The sequence below is a fragment of the Singulisphaera rosea genome (assembly GCF_054877945.1).
On the sequence record NZ_JBTYIP020000035.1, the window covers coordinates 1 to 15,533 of the forward strand.

Consider the following 15,533-nt stretch of genomic DNA (forward strand, 5'->3'; position numbering starts at 1 on the left):
CCAGGCGGATGACCTGGAAGGGGCGACATCCGAAGGTGGAGAGTCTCGAGGGTTCGTATCCCGATGGGGTTCGAGTGGGCGCGAAGGAAATGAAGAGTTATGAGGCCCGACTACAGCGATCGGTGACTCTCCCCAAGTACGACATCACTATCACTCCAAAAACGAGGGATCGGCAGGTGAAATAATTCCTGCCGAACGCCTAACAGGAGCAAAAAAGGGGGACATAACAAATATCACTCCTCGGTCGGGAATATAGCACATTTTCTGAATGGGCGCAAAAAAAGGGGACATAACGAATTAAGCCAGCCTGTATCGGCCAAAGAGGCTTGTGCAGCCATCGGCGTCGAATAAATACACCATACACCCGACCGAGGCAGGATATTTGTTATGTCCCCTTTTTTGACTTCTGTGCAGTTGATCGGATTGTTGATCGAATTAGTGTCGCGTGTTATGATTCATTGCAGAGGAATTGTTGTGAAGAATCCCATTTTGTGTTGCGAGGCTTTTATGGTGGGTCGAACTTCTGTTATCGTTCTTGTTTGCATGCTCTTTTTTTGGGAGGTTCGTGGTGATGATTCGACGAACGCGAGCAATAATCAGCGGGTGGTCGAAGGGAGAATATCGACTGTTGGAAGTCTTCCGATCGAGGGAGCGAGGCTTTTTTTCACACCTGAGTTACTGGGGAGGAGCTTCATCGAGGGCGCAGAGGCAAAGACTGATGCCCAGGGACGCTACAGAATCGATCTGCGACGATTTCCGTGGTCCATGAAACCATTTCGCGCGGTAGTCCTTGCTCCTGGTTACAAGGTGGGAGATCGAATACTAGAGACTGTCGTGGGAAGAACGACTACGGATTTCGAGCTTAACGCGCAGCCATGGAGAGAGACGATATTTTGTGTAGAGACGAGCACAAATGAACCGTTGGCCAATGTGGTGCTCGCTTGCTCGATCGGAGGAGTGCGTTGGACGCGAGCAAAGACTGATGCCGATGGTCGCTGCCGGTTGGCAATCCCTCCTTCATTAGGGATGACTGTGGCCGCGAATCCTGTAGGTGCTCGGCCTGTCGAGTTGAATCTCTCAGGTACTGAGAATGAGCCGACGACCCTCAGGTTGCCCGCTCTCCCTCCGATCCGGGGTCGGGTTGTCGATGTGGAGGGTCGTCCCGTTCCTGATGTGGCCGTCGGCCTTTGGATTTCATTCGACTCGGAGCGAGGAGCTAGTGTACGACCCTTCTCCGACGGATCCCGGACGGTAACCAACGGCAACGGTGACTTTCTCATTTGCCCGGTGGTCTCAATTCATAGTTATGATTTGACATCAAGGTTGGTCGAAGGTGTTGATCTCTGTTTTGCGGATTTGTCCTATAACCGACTGGCTTGCAAGTTTTTCGAATCTTCTCAATTGATGAAGCCGATCGAGATCAAGCTTGAGCGTGGAAGACGAGTTCGCATCCCGGTCGCGCCTGAATCGGTGGGACTTTCTTCCGGAAATCAGGTTGAGACGATAATCTCGGTCGCGCTTCATGCTGATCGTCCAAGGGAGTGGTCTACTTTATCTATGCGATACTCAATTTTGAAGGATTTTGCTGGCCATGGCGAGGCCCTTTTACCAGAAGAGTGTTTGCCCGAAGGGAGGTATCAGTTAAAGACATTTATTTGGCGTGCTACTGGTGACGGAGCAGCTGGCTTTGCACAATGCGAGTTCGTTGTACCGAAGGGAGACGGTCCTCTAGACGTACCTCCTCTAATATTCGAACGGCTACCGTATCAGAAGATGACAGGGAAACCTGCTCCGGAAATCGAGAGCACTGATCTCAGGACAGGCCGTCCTGTTAGGCTGGCCGATTTTCGCGGCAAGGTGGTCCTCCTTGACTTCTGGGGTTTTTGGTGTGGCCCTTGTATCCGGGATATGCCGAAACTGATGGATCTACATCGCAGATTTGAAGGCCGGCCATTGGTGATCATTGGCCTGCATGATGGCTCAATTCAGTCGGAGGCCGAATACGATCAGAAGATCACTTTTGCCCGAGATCGATTCTGGGGTGGGCGTGATTTACCGTTCCATGTGTTGCTCGATCGCCGCCATCCCAAAAAGGAAGGCGAGCACGGTACTATCGGAACAGGTGTAACGGTAGAACGCTACAGTATCCTAGAATTTCCGACTCTTCTGATCATCGACCGAGATGGGACGGTGGTCGGCAAATCTCGAGATAACAATGACTTGGAGCCTCTTGTCCGATCGCTAGTGGAAAAGGCCGAACGGTTCTGACTCGGACTCTGTAAATTCTGTCGGAAATGAGGCTCTTGTTGGCGATTCGGAGATAGCGTTCGGTGAATGTCATCTTGCTTGACCCACTGTAATTCAGCGCTTTTTCTCTTGGCGTGAGAGGATCCGACGACACTCCCTCATGCAGTACATCAGACGCTCCACAGTGTTTCGTCGACGATGTGCGTCAATCTCGAATTCTACCGGCCTCATCGAACGATTCTTGTTCTTCTTCGATGGGATCGCCGGCTTGATCTTCAGATCGATCTGGTACCTGTCGATCCAGTCTGCTCGGTATCCCTTGTCTCCGGATACCGCCACCGGCTAGGCGACCGGATCGCCTTCGCCGTCCTGGTTCGCCTCGACGGCACTCACGAACATCGGGATAAACGCCGTCATCTCACGCGCCTGCCCGGCAGGGCGATTGCGCAATATTGGGTACTTTGAGATGATAACGTTATGACGATCTGGTTTCGGGAAGCCGAGGTCCGTCCACCGGGGCGACGATTCCAGGCGGTATCCTTCTCATATGGCGACCGATCCTTCACCAGTTATCGACTGTCACTTCGCTCCCCTGACCGATCCCCGCCGACGCAAGGTCACTTACCCGCTCCTCAACCTCCTCACCATCGCCCTCTGCGTCATCATCGCCGGCGCCGATGATTTCGTCGCTATGGCCAACTTGGGCCAGGCAACACGGCGATTTGCTCTCACAGTCCCTCGACCTGTCCGCAGGCATCCCCTCTCACGACCGACTCAACATGATCTTCCGTTGCCTCAATTCCGCCGAGTTCGAGCGCTGTCTCTTTTCCTGGTTTGGAGCCCTGCATGACACCAGTGAGGGGCGGTTGTTGGCTATCGACGGCAAGACTGCCCGGCAAAGCTTCGATATGGCCACCGCCAAGTCGGCCCTCCACATGGTCAGTGTCTGGACCGTCTCGCAGAAGCTCAGCATCGGTTCCGTGGCCCTGAATCAGAAGAGCAACGAGATCACGGCCATCCCCGAGGTGCTCAAGCGGGTGGAGTTGTGTGGGGCGATCGTCACGGTCGACGCCATTGGCTTCCAGACCGAGATCGCCAAGCAGATCGTCGAGGCCGGTGGGCACGACATCTTGGCCGTCAAGGGCAACCAACCGACCTTGCACGAGGGGATCGTGGACCATTTCCTGGACCACTTCGACGATGACTTCGCTCGGATCTCGGTGAGCTGCCATGAGACGTTCGAGGAGGGACCTGGGCGGAAGGAACGCCGGACCTACTACTTGTGTGATGTGCCGGAAGGCCTGCCCGATGCCGGCCGTAGGTCCTTGTCGATGGTCTCGGTGTCGATTTGTGCCGAGCGGAGCCGATCGAGGATTCAGTTGAGCCTCCCGTCGGAATTTCACTTGCCGAAGATGTCTTAGTGGATGTCCCAGGGCCCATATTCATCGGGAAGGTCGCGCTCGGACGCATCGGTCCTGAGTAAAGCCTCGGGCGCAAAAAAGGGGACATAACGAATTAAGCCAGCCTGTATCGGCCAAAGAGGCTTGTGCAGCCATCGGCGTCGAATAAATACACCATACAACCGACCGAGGCAGGATATTTGTTATGTCCCCTTTTTTGCCCTCGCGATGGGAACTGTTGATCTGCTTTGGCATCCTATCCAGAGTCTGGATAGCTTGACAAATGGTGTTTATATCGTCGTAACAAACCCTGCAAAGGTTGGCGAAAACCTTTATATGAGTTATGATTCTTACAAGAAACTTAGTGTGACGCAGCAAAATGATTTGCTTGCAAAATTTGGGGGAGGTCTTCTCTTCGACGCTGCCGTAGGCAAGGTTGTCCCAATTGTCACGAGCCGAGCCGCAGCGGAGGCAAAGACCGCAACCGCGTTTGTCAAACGGTCATTGTCTGAGTTGTACAAAGAGGTCGATAGGGCAACCACCTCAGCCTTGTCGCCTCGGCTCTCATTTGGTGGTCCAGGTGACGTGTATGTTCGGAATTTGTCCGATGACATACATGACTTGGAAAGAAAGCTCGATTCGCCGCATCGTGATTTCGACCCAGATGATTTAGATGATCTTGACGCGGGTGAACTCCCTCCTTTGAAAGGGACACCTTGGCCCAACCGAGAGAAGGAGCTTTTCCCGTCCGAAATGGACATTGCCAGAAAATGGGGTGTTAAACCTCTTCAGGTCATTAGCCCGGCTTCTCTTGCATCCTACGCTGGACAGTCTGTAAAATACATTGTTTCTGTGACTGGCAAGATTTTCGTTATTCCTCGAGGCTTTAAAACTCCAGACGGCGTTTTCGAGGAAATCTCGCATGCTGTAGCGGCGAATGGCTCTGACATCCTTGCTGCAGGTTCCGTCACCGTTGAGGGCAATGTAGTATTGACCATAAATCGCTTCAGCGGACATTACCGCCCGGATGCAGCTTCTGTGGCAATTGCCAAAGAGGCATTTCGTCGTGCTGGTTTTGTTTTCAAATAAGATAATTTAGCTGAATCGCTATGCCTCAATGGTTTATCGATATGCTATGGATTCTCATCCTTGCCATAGTGCTGACTTGTTAGATTTTAATTGGCGACTTTGCCTAGTCTCCCCTGCGTACAATTTTGATTTGCGATCAGCTCGCCTGTCTTTTAGTCTAGCTTTGACGGTTAGATTTTGCGACCCCATACATGACCGACCCCGTGGAGTTTTCTTAGGTGATATATATTCTGCATCAGCCTCGGCGAAATCTTACTCTTCACCCTCTTGTTTCAGGCTACCCGTCAATAAGTTCGACAGTTAGGTTACAAATCAGTGGCCTGGCTCGCCGCTTGCATAATCTTAAGAGTTCCGTCCTCCAGCTTTACCATCTCGTCCGAATGAGGTGGTGGGACTTAAAGTCAATCTTGTCCCTCAGCATTTACTCGAGAGAAGCTGTGCTTCATTTTAGCTGGAATTCAATTTCAACATTCGGATATCCATTTGTTTGCTAGGATTCTGTCCGAGCATTCGCTTATGCGTGACGTAAACCTTTGCCCGCAAAGGGACAGCTCACATTAATCGAAAACACACAAGTTTGTTTGTGTTAAAAATTTGTAGGTTTTTGGCTCTAATGCTTGAACTGCCTCCTAGGGCTCTATCCTCGAAATCCAAAGAATGAGATTGCCTATCGCTGATGCCTCTTTTAGACGGACTGCAGCAAACCCTTGATCTTTTTCCTAATCCTGGAGTTTCGAGCTATGTTCCCTGAAGATGCTGTGGATTTGATCCATATGGACGTGGATTTTATCATGGATTTCATTGAGAGCAACCGCTCAGATGTTCATCCTGATAACGACTTTCATTGGCATTTTATTGCAGACAGTTCTGGGTTTCGTGCGAATCATGCTAAAATCGAAGACAAACGTAACGCGTTGTCTTGGGCCAAAATCGCTGTTACCGTTTACGACCTGCTCGGTTCAGTTGTTGACCCTCCTGACCGATTCGTATTCCGGTCCTCCGCAGTTGCAGTTCGGAGCAACATGATTCTTCGGTATGGTCCTATGAGCGGGGATGCGGTTCTGGATCCAAAGCTTATCGAAGACTGGTTCTTTGGAGACGTCGGTTTGCCATTCGACGAAGCACGACGCGTTGTAAACGACTGGGCGTCTTCTACATTGGACGTTAGGGCAACCGTCTATATTGCAATTGAGATGTTTGATTTTATTAAGCCACTGCTTGATCGTTCGATGTTCCACCGCATTTACGAATTGAATCAATGGGGTGATACACTGCTTCTCGCCAAGTCGCTGAGAGGCGGCAATTAGAGTGACCTGAAAACGTTGTTGTGTCGTTTTTTAAAATATTTGGTTTTGGCTTTCCTTTATCCAACCTAGATTACTACGTTACTCGGAAGGGTACTGATTAGTAGAAAGAAAGGACATGCAATGCAGTCTTGACGTCCCGCCTCGACGTCGCTACTGTGCCGATGATCACACCCAGGAGACCCCCCGATGACTATGGCCCGCGCCCATTTGGTCGATCCGACTGTCACCCGTTGGTATCATTGCATCACCCGCTGCGTCCGACGCGCCTTCCTCCTGGGGGATCCCGAGCACGGCCGCAAGGACTGGATCGACAAGCGACTCAAGGAACTTGCGGAGATCTTCGCGGTCTCGGTCGCCGCATTCTCCGTCATGGATAACCATCTCCACGTCCTCGTCCACCTGCACCCTTCCAGCCGAGACCGGTGGAGATACCACGGCAGATGATGAACGAATCGACCGCCGGGAGGTCCGCAGATCCTGGAGACGGCGTGGTCGATCTGGCAAAAGACGCATCTACGCTCGGAACCCAAGAGGCCGCCGGGTCGCCAGACGCTTGCTTCGCACGAGGTCAGGCGGCCCGTAGGCAGGGCAAGCCGGATCGGGCCGCCGAGGAGTTCGGCAGGGCAGTCGCCGCCACCCCGGGGAACGCCGACTATCACTCGCACCGCGCCGCCGCACTCTTCGCCATGGGGCGGCTCGAGGAGGCGGCGGGGGGGTATCGCGAGGCGAGCCGGCTCAGGCCCGATTCGGCAGCGTTCCGGAATGATGTCGGCGTCGCGCTGGCTAGGCTCGGCCGGAGGGACGAGGCGGCGGCCTGCTATCGCGAGGCGATTGCGATCCGCCCCGATTTCCCCGACGCGCACAACAACCTCGGCAACGCCCTCAGGGTCAGGGGCAAGCTCGACGAGGCCGTGGCCTGCTACCGCGAGGGGCTGCGGCTGAGGCCGGCGTATCCCGAGGCGCACAACAACCTTGGCATCGCCCTGCGGAACCAGGGGAAGCTGGACGAGGCGATCGCGTCCTATCAGGAGGCGCTGCGGCTGAGGCCGGCGTATCCCGAGGCACACAACAATCTCGGCATCGCCCTGGCGGCCCGGGGGAGGCGCGACGCCGCCGTGGCGTGCTTCCAGCAGGCGACTCGGCTCCGGCCCGACTATAACGAGGCCTACACCAACCTCGGCGGCGCCCTGGCCGACATCGGGAGGCACGACGAGGCGGCCGCCGCCTATCGCGAGGCGATCCGGAGGCGGCCAGGCGACGCCAGGGCGCACAAGTGCCTTGGCATCGCCCTGGCGAGGCAGAACAAGCTCGACGAGGCGATCCCTTGCTACCGCGAGGCGATCCGGCTCCGCCCCGACTACGCCGACGCCCACAACGACCTCGGCATCGCCCTGGCCCGCAAGAACCGGTTCGCCGAGGCCGAGGAGAGCTACCGAAGGGCGCTCGAGGCCCGGCCCAACTACGCCGAGGCCCACAACAACCTCGGCAACGCCCTGCGGAACCTCGGCCGGTTCGACGAGGCCATCGCCGCCTACGACCGCGCCGTCGAGCTGAAGGAGAACTACGCCGACGCCTCGAACAACCGCGGGATCGCGTTCGCCGAGCTCGGGCGGTTCGACGAGGCGATCGCGAGCTATTCGCGGTGCATCAAGCTCCGGCCGCTCCACGTCGACGCCCACCTGAACCGCGCGTTGACCTGGCTGCGGCAGGGGAACTTCGCGCAGGGGTGGGCCGAGTACGAGTGGCGGCTGCGGAAGCGGAACGTCTCCTCGCGGCCGCCGACGCAGCCGGCCTGGAACGGGTATCCGCCCGAGGGGATGCGGCTGCTCCTGATCCACGAGCAGGGCTTGGGCGACTCGATCCACTTCATCCGCTACGCCCCGCTGCTGAAGCGGCTCGGGGCGACGGTCTACTTCGAGTGCCCCGAGCGGCTCATCCCGATCCTGTCGAAGATGCCGGGGATCGACGCGCTCGTCCCGCAGGGGCAGGAGCCCCCCGAGCACGACTTCCACGTCCCGCTCCTGACCCTCCCCGGGCTGATGGGCACCAGGCTCGAGGCGGTCCCGGCCGAGGTCCCCTACCTCGAGCCCGACCCCGCGCTCGTCGAGCGCTGGCGGGCCGAGCTGGCCCCCTACCCCGAGTTCAAGGTCGGGATCAACTGGCAGGGGAACCCCGGCTACGCGGGCGACTTCCATCGCTCGATGCCCCTGAAGCACTTCGAGCCGCTGGCGCGGGTGCCGGGCGTCCGGCTCTTCAGCCTCCAGAAGAACGTCGGGTCCGAGCAGCTCGAGGCCCTCGGGGACGCCTTCCCGGTCGTCGACCTCGGGCCCCGGCTCGACGCGGAGGCCGGGGCGTTCATGGACACGGCGGCGGTGATGAGGAACCTCGACCTGTTCGTCACCTCCGACACGGCGGTGGCGCACCTGGCGGGGGCGTTGGGGGTGCCGGTCTGGGTGGCGATGTCGGCGGCGCCGGGGTGGCAGTGGATCTCGGGCCGCGAGGACTGCCCGTGGTATCCGACGATGCGGCTGTTCCGCCAGGAGCGCCTGATGGAATGGCCGCAGGTCTTCGAGCGGATCGCCCGCGAGCTCGCCGGGCTCGTCCCGCCGGCGCTTCGGGCGCGGTCGATCGGGGTGAAGATCACGCCGGGGGAGCTGTTCGAGCGGATCGCGGAGGCGGGGCTCGCCGTGGAAAGGGCCGAGGACGAGTCCTCACGCCGGGCCGCGCGGGCCGACCTCGCCGGGCTCGAGGCGACGCGGGACCGCTCGTTCCCCGCTTCGGACGAGCTCCGGGGGCTTGCCGAGAAACTGTCGGAGGCGATCCGGTCGGCCCGGGCCGCCGAGGACTCGATGCGCGAGTGCGAGCGATCGGGCGACTTCGGGCCGAGGTTCGTCGAGCAGGCCCGGGCCCTCTCGGGCGCCCGGGAGCGTCGCGAGGCGTTGCGTCGGCAGATCGATGTTCTGTTGCTGGGAGATCGAGAGGTGTAAACATCCGTCCCGAAACCCGGTTTTTCTTAAAAACCGGGTTTCTGATGGAGTCGGCAGCGACGTCCCACGGTGGAGGGGTCGGCGTTGACGGTGGCAGAAACCCGGTGTTGAAGAAAACACCGGGTTTCGAGAAGCGTGGGTGGGCCGTCAGGACAGGGCCGGCTCGAGCGCGGCGAGGGGAACGACGGGGACTCCGACCTCAGTGGTGCGGATCGCCCGGAGCATCTCGGTGGTGCTCCGCTCCTTCGGGCCGCCGACGAGCTCGACCCGGCCGCCGTAGGACTCGACCACGACTCGCTCGGGGATCCGGTCGAGAGTATAGTCGGTCCCCTTGGTGTGGACCTGGGGCCGGAGAAGCGCCAGCAGGCCCGCGGGGGTAAGGTGGAACCGTGACAAGTCTCACCCACCCTGGCCCGTCCACACCCTGAAAAGGCTCGTGCGTCGACGGCCCGAAAACGATAGGATGACGGCCCCCCCCGCCTGCCGAGTCCGGACGACATCTCGAGGCAATCCCGTGCCCATGGATCAAGGTTTCGAACCGTCATCGGCTCGTCCCCCCCGAGATGCCGCGGCCCGTCCCCACGACGCCGGGACCGGTGAGACCCTCGCCGACCTCGTCCGGCGTATCGGGAGTCCGCGTGTCCTCGTCGTGGGGGACGTCATCCTCGACCGGTATACCTGGGGGGATGCCGAGCGGATCAGCCCTGAGGCACCCGTCATGGTCCTCCGTGCGGACCACAGCGAGAACCGGCCGGGCGGGGCGGCCAGCGTCGCGGCCCTGGTCCGCGGCCTCGGGGGCCGGGCGAGCCTGGCGGGACTCCTCGGCGACGATTACGACGGCAAGGCAATGCGCCGACTCCTCGACGAGGCCGGGATCGACCATTTCGCGGTCATCGAGGACGGGGGCCGGCCGACGACCGTCAAGGAACGCCTCATGGGGCGGGCGCAGCACCGCCATGCGCATCAGATCCTGAGGATCGACCGCGAGGTTCGCATCCCTCCCTCGCCACGTGCGGCGGAGAAACTCACGCGGCGGCTCATGGGCCTCGTCGACGATCACGATGTCGTGCTCATCTCCGACTACGCCAAGGGCGTCTGCGGGCCGCTTCTGCTCAGCGACCTCATCCTTAGGGCACGAGTCCAAGGGATTCCGGTCCTGGTCGACCCGGCGCGAGGCGTCGACTACGACCGCTACCGAGGGTCGACCTGCCTTACTCCGAATCGCCGCGAGGCCCAGGAAGCGGTCGGGATGACGATCGGCAGTCCCGAGGAGGCCCTGGCCGCCGGGAGCGAACTCCGAGAACGGTTCGGACTGGATGCGGCCATCGTCACACTCGACCGAGACGGGATGGCCCTGGTGTATGCGGAGGGCGAAGCGGCCATCTACCCCACCCGACCAAGGCAGGTGTACGACATCACCGGGGCCGGCGACATGGTCCTGGCCGTCCTCGGGATCGTGCTGGCCGAGGGGGCCTCGTTCGACCAGGCGGTTCGGCTGGCTAATGTCGCGGGAGGTCTCGAAGTCGAGAGGGTCGGCGTGACGCCGGTCACTTGGAACGAGATTCTCGCCGAGTTGGAGCCGACGCGTTTGCGCGGGCCGGCTCATTTCGTTGTGCATCTTCAACTCCAGGACGAAGCACCCGCACTCGCTGCTTATGAGGCCAGGAGCTTCAACAGAGCCTCGGCTCCCGCCCGGGATGAGGCCGGGTTCTGACCCGTGACGAGCCTCCCGTCGGTGACGACGAAGCTCGCCCAGTCCTCGACCTTTTCAAAGAGCCCGCCGAGACGTTTCAGCTCATCTTCCACGAGGAACGGCACGACCGAGGTAAGGTGGACCGCCTCCTCCTCACTGTTGGAGAAGCCCGTCACCCGCTTTCCCTTCACGAGCGGCTGACCCGCAGACTGGACGCGGCGGAGTACACCCGGCGCGTGGCAGACCGCTGTAACCGGTTTGCCGGAGTCATAAAACGCCTCGATGAGGGCGATCGAGTGCGGATCCTCGGCCAGGTCCCACATCGGGCCGTGGCCGCCGGGATAAAAGACCGCGTCGTAGTCCGCGGCGGCGACGTCGGCCAGTCGTGCCGTGTTGGCGAGCGTGGCCTGCGCGTCTGGATCTTGCTTGAACCGGCGCGTCGCGTCAGTCTGACCCTCCGGCGTGTCGCTGACGGGGTCGATCGGCGGTTGCCCGCCTTTCGGCGAGGCGAGGGTCACGGTCACACCGGCATCGACGAACGTGTAATAGGGCGCGGCGAACTCCTCAAGCCAGAAACCGGTCTTGCGGCCCGTGTTGCCAAGCGTGTCGTGGGAGGTCAGGACCATGAGGATCTTCATCGTGCGGCACCTTGAGTTCATGTCATGGGGCTGAACGGCTCTCTCTCGAGCTTGACGAATTTGACGATGCGGCGAAGAGGATCGCCGAAGTTGCTTGGTCGACTTTCTCCGAAAATACCTGGTGCCACAGCCAGAGGCTACAGACCGGTGCTTGGCTCAGCAGACCGGCCCTGGCGTGATAACGGCTCTCGGTCGAGCGTGGTGTCGAGCAGGAAAAGCCAACACAACAGCGATAACATCACGGCGACTGGAACGCTTGCTCTATTAGCCCGATCCCGTACCATGGGAATCCATGGCGAAGGTTGAAAGGCCCTCGCGGCCCCGATGAGATTTCGCCCGAAATCGCCGAATTCGCAAAGGAGTGTCGGAACTCGATGAGAATCTTCGACAGATTCCGATTGACGGGAAAGCGTCTTTTCATCACCGGCGGCAGTCGAGGGTTGGGGCGGGAAATGGCGATTGCCATTGCGGACGCAGGGGCCGACGTGATTCTCGTCGGCCGCGATCAACCCAGTTTGGAGAAGACGGCCGAAGACATCCGTTCCCTGGGCCGACAAGCCTGGATCATCGTGGCCGACGTCAGCAAGCCCGACGAATGCGAGAAGGCGTGCCAGTCTGCTCTGGAACGACACGCCCCGGTCGACATTCTCATCAACAATGTGGGCGGTCGACGTGAGAACATTCCCACCGAAGCGATGCCGCTCGACAAGTGGCGTGAGCTGATCGATCTGAATCTCACCAGTTGCATGCTCTGCACGAAATGGTTTGGCGAGGCGATGATCGAGCGGAGCCAGGGTGGGCGCATCATCAATATCGCATCGATCAATGCCCTGGTCGCCGGCCGAGGTATCGCGGGACGGCACTACGAAGCGGCGAAAGGGGCGATCCTGCAATTCACCCGCGCCGTGGCGGCCGACTGGGCGGTGCACAAAATCACGGTCAACGCCATCCTTCCGGGTAGCTTCATGACGGAGCCGAACGAACGCTGGTCCAAGATTCATCCGGAAGTGATCGAACGAACTCGCTCCAACATCCCGTTGGGGGATTTCGGTCAGCCGGAGGATCTTGGCCCGCTTGCAGTGTACTTGGCCAGCGACGCCTCACGCTACATGACCGGCGCCGCCCTCGTGATCGACGGCGGATACACGCTGTGGTGAGAAAATGGACCGCAATTCCCGATCTTCTGCGTCTGTTTCGAAATTGGGTCAGGACATCCGGCCCTCGATCCTCGTCACTTCCTCCTCTTTCCACTCCAGCAAAGCCACGGTCTGCCTTTTCGGCTCCTGAGCGTCCTGCTCACCCACGATGGCCTCAAAGCTTTGAAGACCGCCTCGAACCTGGCGCGGGTCTCTTCCTGGACCTACAGAGGTTATCAGCCGCATCGCACACTACCGATTTGGCTGAAAGCCTTGGATTTTGGGCGAGACCGTTCACCTTGCGCGATATGGATGCGTTAACCGCTGTAGCTGGCCGAGTCGAGGGTGTTGAGGATGCCCAGGCCGTTCGGCTGGGGCTCTCGATCCTAAGGACCGTGAGGCGACCACTTAATCATTATGATATAGATAAGCGTTCATATTTCACATTCTTCGTTGTCGGTAGGTCTGCGAGCAGGAGAGGCGGAGGCAACCCTCCAAACGACAACGCGGCGAACCACGTTGCCTCAACGTGGTTCGCCGCGACTCTTCGCTACGACGACAGTGACTCGCGGTGCCCGCGCCTTCGCTCAATGCGTGAATTTCAGTGAGGGCGCATCCGGCGGGGCGTTCGGCGGACGAAACTCAAAGGAGTTCCCATCCGTTTGAGTGATTTTGCCGACCAGGGGAGGCCCGTCTGCCTGGAGGAGCGCGAGATTACCGTCCTTGAAGCCGGCGGTCCCTTCGATCGTCTGCTTTTGGCCCTTCGTGTCGACGACCCAGGTGAACGCACCTTCTTGATTCAAGGTCAGCTCGATCGCGACGTCGGCAGAGGGCTTTGCCTTCCACTCGCCGGCCAAAGCCGCGGGTGGGGGTGGCGGCGGAGGGGGCGCGGGATCGCCTTCGGGCGTCTTTCCGGAGTTCTCCGGCGCTGCTCCCGGGGCCGGCGCGTCGACGCCTTCCGGCTGGGGAGGAGTGGGCGCCGGCTGAGTAGACGCCACTGCTGTTGGGGTCGGCTCGGAGCTTGGCTGATTCGGTTCCGGTTGAGATTCAGAGGCCTTCTTCAAGACCTGGGAGAAGGAGGCCGAAAGCCGATCCTTGGGCTGGAGTTGGACCACTCGATCGAATTCACCCGCAGCCTCCTCCGTGTTTCCCTGGACCATGTAATAGTAGGCCAGGAGGAACGCGTCGGGCGCCGAGTCGTGGTTTGTCCGAGAGTCCGCCTCGAGTGCGCGGAGTTGGTTCGTGTAAGTGTCGACGTCCGGATAGAGGCCGACGAGCGTGGACCAATTCCAGCCAGGCTCGGCCGAAAGGACTGCGTAGAGGACCGACGCAGCTTCGCCATATCGCTTGAGCGCGAAGAGCGTGAGGGCCCGGAACTCGTGGACGGCAGGGACATTGGGGCTCTGCCGGATGGCTTGATCCGTAAGGTCGAGGGCGCCGGGGTAGTCGCCGGCTTTGAACGCGTCGCGTGCTTTCGCAAACAACTGTTCCGACGTTTCGACGACGGCCTGTTCAGGGGGAGACGCGGCGACGTTGATCGGCTGCGAGTAGTCATAGGCAACAGCCACTCCCGCGGCAGGGGCGGGCAGACTTGCGTAATACGGGTCGGCGTAGCCGCTGTAGAAGGCACTATTCGCCATGGAGCCAAGGCCCCAACCGGCGTAGTTGCCAATCCCCCAGGTCGGGAAGTAGTTGTAGAGGCCGTAAGCTCCGACGGGGAATCCAAGCGTGTTGGAGTACGCGTAGCCCGGCGAGTTCAGGATACCGCCGAGCGAGCCGAGACCAAACATGGACGCCGAGCCCGCGCCGAGGCCGGTCCAGAAGCCGTTACCACCCCAACCGCCCTGGTACCAGTTGCCGTAGTAGGGTCGGGCCCAGCCTCCGCGATAGCCATAGCCGAGCCCACCGTAACGGCCGCCAAGGCCCCAGTTGCCGCCTCCCGAGCCGGCCCCGCGGTTGTTGACAAAGACGTCGTTCCGGTCGATCGTCCGCTTGTTCGACTCGACGACATCCCTGCCGGGATTGTTCGCGAGACTTTTCTCGCGTTCGCGAATCAAACGATCCTCACCAAGCGGCCGACGCTCCGAACCGCGTATTTCGGCGTCACGCGCTTGGGCTCGCGCCCGAAGGCCGGGCCAGTTTCCGGCCAAAGGCCTCCGTTCCGCACCGCCCAACGGACGTGCTCCCGCCGCGGGGCCCGGTGTCGGAATCTTCGCGGGTTCCGCGCCTCGGCCGATGACCGGGCGAGCCGCCATGCGTCGAGCCCCGGCGCCGGTCGCACCCGGACGGGGCGGAGCGGGTGCGGCCGGCCTTGCCCCGCCCTCAACAGGACGTCCAGCCGCGGCTGGCCGCGCCGGTCTCGCCCCACCACCCCCTCCTCCGCCGCCGCGAGGCGGGGCGCCCCCGGCGTAGGTTGGATCCCTCAGGACTGGAGCGGCAAAGAGGACTACCGCCGAGAAGACCAAACGCTGAAGCGACATCGACAACCTCGCGAGCAAAGCTCGGGTAAAAGAGGACTCCAGTGAGAATGCAGCGGTCCGGCGTCACGTCCGCCGGCCGTTATTTCAAGTCGCCGAACGAGTCCGGCTTGGCGCGCAGCGACCGTGGCCCGGTGGACCATAACGATGCCGTTGACGCAGAAGCTTCAGCCCGACAAGCGACCAATCGGCGTAGCGGGTTTTGACATGATCCTTGTGGCTCAGGGGGGTAAGACACCGTCGCGACGCAATGCCCGCAGGCTCGCGACCCTTAACTCACCTCGACGAATCAGCGAATGTTCGCAACGCTGGGGCAGAACCCCAGCTCATGCCCCCTTCGGGGTCCGACAACCCGCATGGGTCGCCCGAGGACCGAACGATTGCTCGCTCCGGAATATGAGCGGATGCAAATGGAATGCCAAGCCGACCAGGAGAGGCCTACCTGGGGTCGTAGCGGCAGATGCTGGACCTATTCGATCGATTGACGACACCTTTGCCCATGCCCGAGAGTTCCGGTGCCCAAGGCAATGAGAGTCGATCGCTTCGACCACGCCGATGA

The 15,533-nt window shown here is 60.2% G+C and carries 11 protein-coding genes and 1 pseudogene; 9 read left to right on the plus strand and 3 right to left on the minus strand.

The window, feature by feature from the left end; genetic code table 11:
* Nucleotides 1-387 precede the first annotated feature (387 nt).
* From ACYOEI_RS35540 to ACYOEI_RS35570, 7 genes and pseudogenes are all read left to right on the plus strand, one after another.
* On the plus strand, nt 388-2,268 hold the full coding sequence (locus tag ACYOEI_RS35540) for a redoxin domain-containing protein (protein WP_462855043.1): 1,881 nt from the start codon (nt 388-390) through the stop codon (nt 2,266-2,268).
* A gap of 526 nt (nt 2,269-2,794) precedes the next feature.
* Nucleotides 2,795-2,971 (plus strand): annotated as a pseudogene (locus tag ACYOEI_RS35545) (transposase family protein); the annotation flags it as partial.
* Nucleotides 2,925-3,668, plus strand: coding sequence for an ISAs1 family transposase (locus tag ACYOEI_RS35550; protein WP_462855044.1), 744 nt, complete (start codon nt 2,925-2,927; stop codon nt 3,666-3,668). The pseudogene ACYOEI_RS35545 and the gene ACYOEI_RS35550, both read left to right, overlap by 47 nt.
* A gap of 255 nt (nt 3,669-3,923) precedes the next feature.
* On the plus strand, nt 3,924-4,736 hold the full coding sequence (locus ACYOEI_RS35555; protein WP_462855045.1) for a hypothetical protein: 813 nt from the start codon (nt 3,924-3,926) through the stop codon (nt 4,734-4,736).
* A 740-nt stretch (nt 4,737-5,476) separates the two neighbouring features.
* Complete coding sequence (locus ACYOEI_RS35560; RefSeq protein WP_462855047.1) at nt 5,477-6,043, plus strand: hypothetical protein; 567 nt, start codon at nt 5,477-5,479, stop codon at nt 6,041-6,043.
* 186 nt (nt 6,044-6,229) lie between these two features.
* Entirely contained in the window at nt 6,230-6,487 is a 258-nt protein-coding gene (locus ACYOEI_RS35565) for a transposase (RefSeq protein ID WP_462855048.1), read from the plus strand.
* On the plus strand, nt 6,484-9,030 hold the full coding sequence (locus ACYOEI_RS35570) for a tetratricopeptide repeat protein (RefSeq protein WP_462855050.1): 2,547 nt from the start codon (nt 6,484-6,486) through the stop codon (nt 9,028-9,030). Before ACYOEI_RS35565 ends, ACYOEI_RS35570 begins: the two co-directional genes overlap by 4 nt.
* Nucleotides 9,031-9,177: 147 nt before the next feature.
* On the opposite strand, the gene ACYOEI_RS35575 is transcribed toward ACYOEI_RS35570, so the two are convergent.
* Nucleotides 9,178-9,426, minus strand: coding sequence for a hypothetical protein (locus ACYOEI_RS35575; RefSeq protein WP_462855051.1), 249 nt, complete (start codon nt 9,424-9,426; stop codon nt 9,178-9,180).
* A 124-nt stretch (nt 9,427-9,550) separates the two neighbouring features.
* Between ACYOEI_RS35575 and ACYOEI_RS35580 the strand changes: the two genes are divergently transcribed.
* The gene (locus tag ACYOEI_RS35580) at nt 9,551-10,744 is read left to right on the plus strand and encodes a bifunctional heptose 7-phosphate kinase/heptose 1-phosphate adenyltransferase (protein ID WP_462855053.1); all 1,194 of its coding nucleotides are present in this window, start codon (nt 9,551-9,553) and stop codon (nt 10,742-10,744) included.
* Here the strand turns inward: ACYOEI_RS35580 and ACYOEI_RS35585 are convergent.
* Nucleotides 10,684-11,361 carry a type 1 glutamine amidotransferase domain-containing protein gene (locus ACYOEI_RS35585; RefSeq protein ID WP_462855054.1) on the minus strand — a complete coding sequence of 226 codons (678 nt, stop codon included), beginning with the start codon at nt 11,359-11,361 and terminating at the stop codon, nt 10,684-10,686. The genes ACYOEI_RS35580 and ACYOEI_RS35585 overlap by 61 nt on opposite strands.
* Before the next feature lie 374 nt (nt 11,362-11,735).
* Here ACYOEI_RS35585 and ACYOEI_RS35590 point away from each other — a divergent pair, with 374 nt between their 5' ends.
* On the plus strand, nt 11,736-12,518 hold the full coding sequence (locus ACYOEI_RS35590; protein WP_462855056.1) for an SDR family NAD(P)-dependent oxidoreductase: 783 nt from the start codon (nt 11,736-11,738) through the stop codon (nt 12,516-12,518).
* 566 nt (nt 12,519-13,084) lie between these two features.
* On the opposite strand, the gene ACYOEI_RS35595 is transcribed toward ACYOEI_RS35590, so the two are convergent.
* Nucleotides 13,085-14,554: a tetratricopeptide repeat protein gene (locus tag ACYOEI_RS35595; RefSeq protein ID WP_462855057.1), complete on the minus strand. Its 1,470-nt coding sequence runs from the start codon at nt 14,552-14,554 to the stop codon at nt 13,085-13,087.
* Between the last annotated feature and the right edge of the window lie 979 nt (nt 14,555-15,533).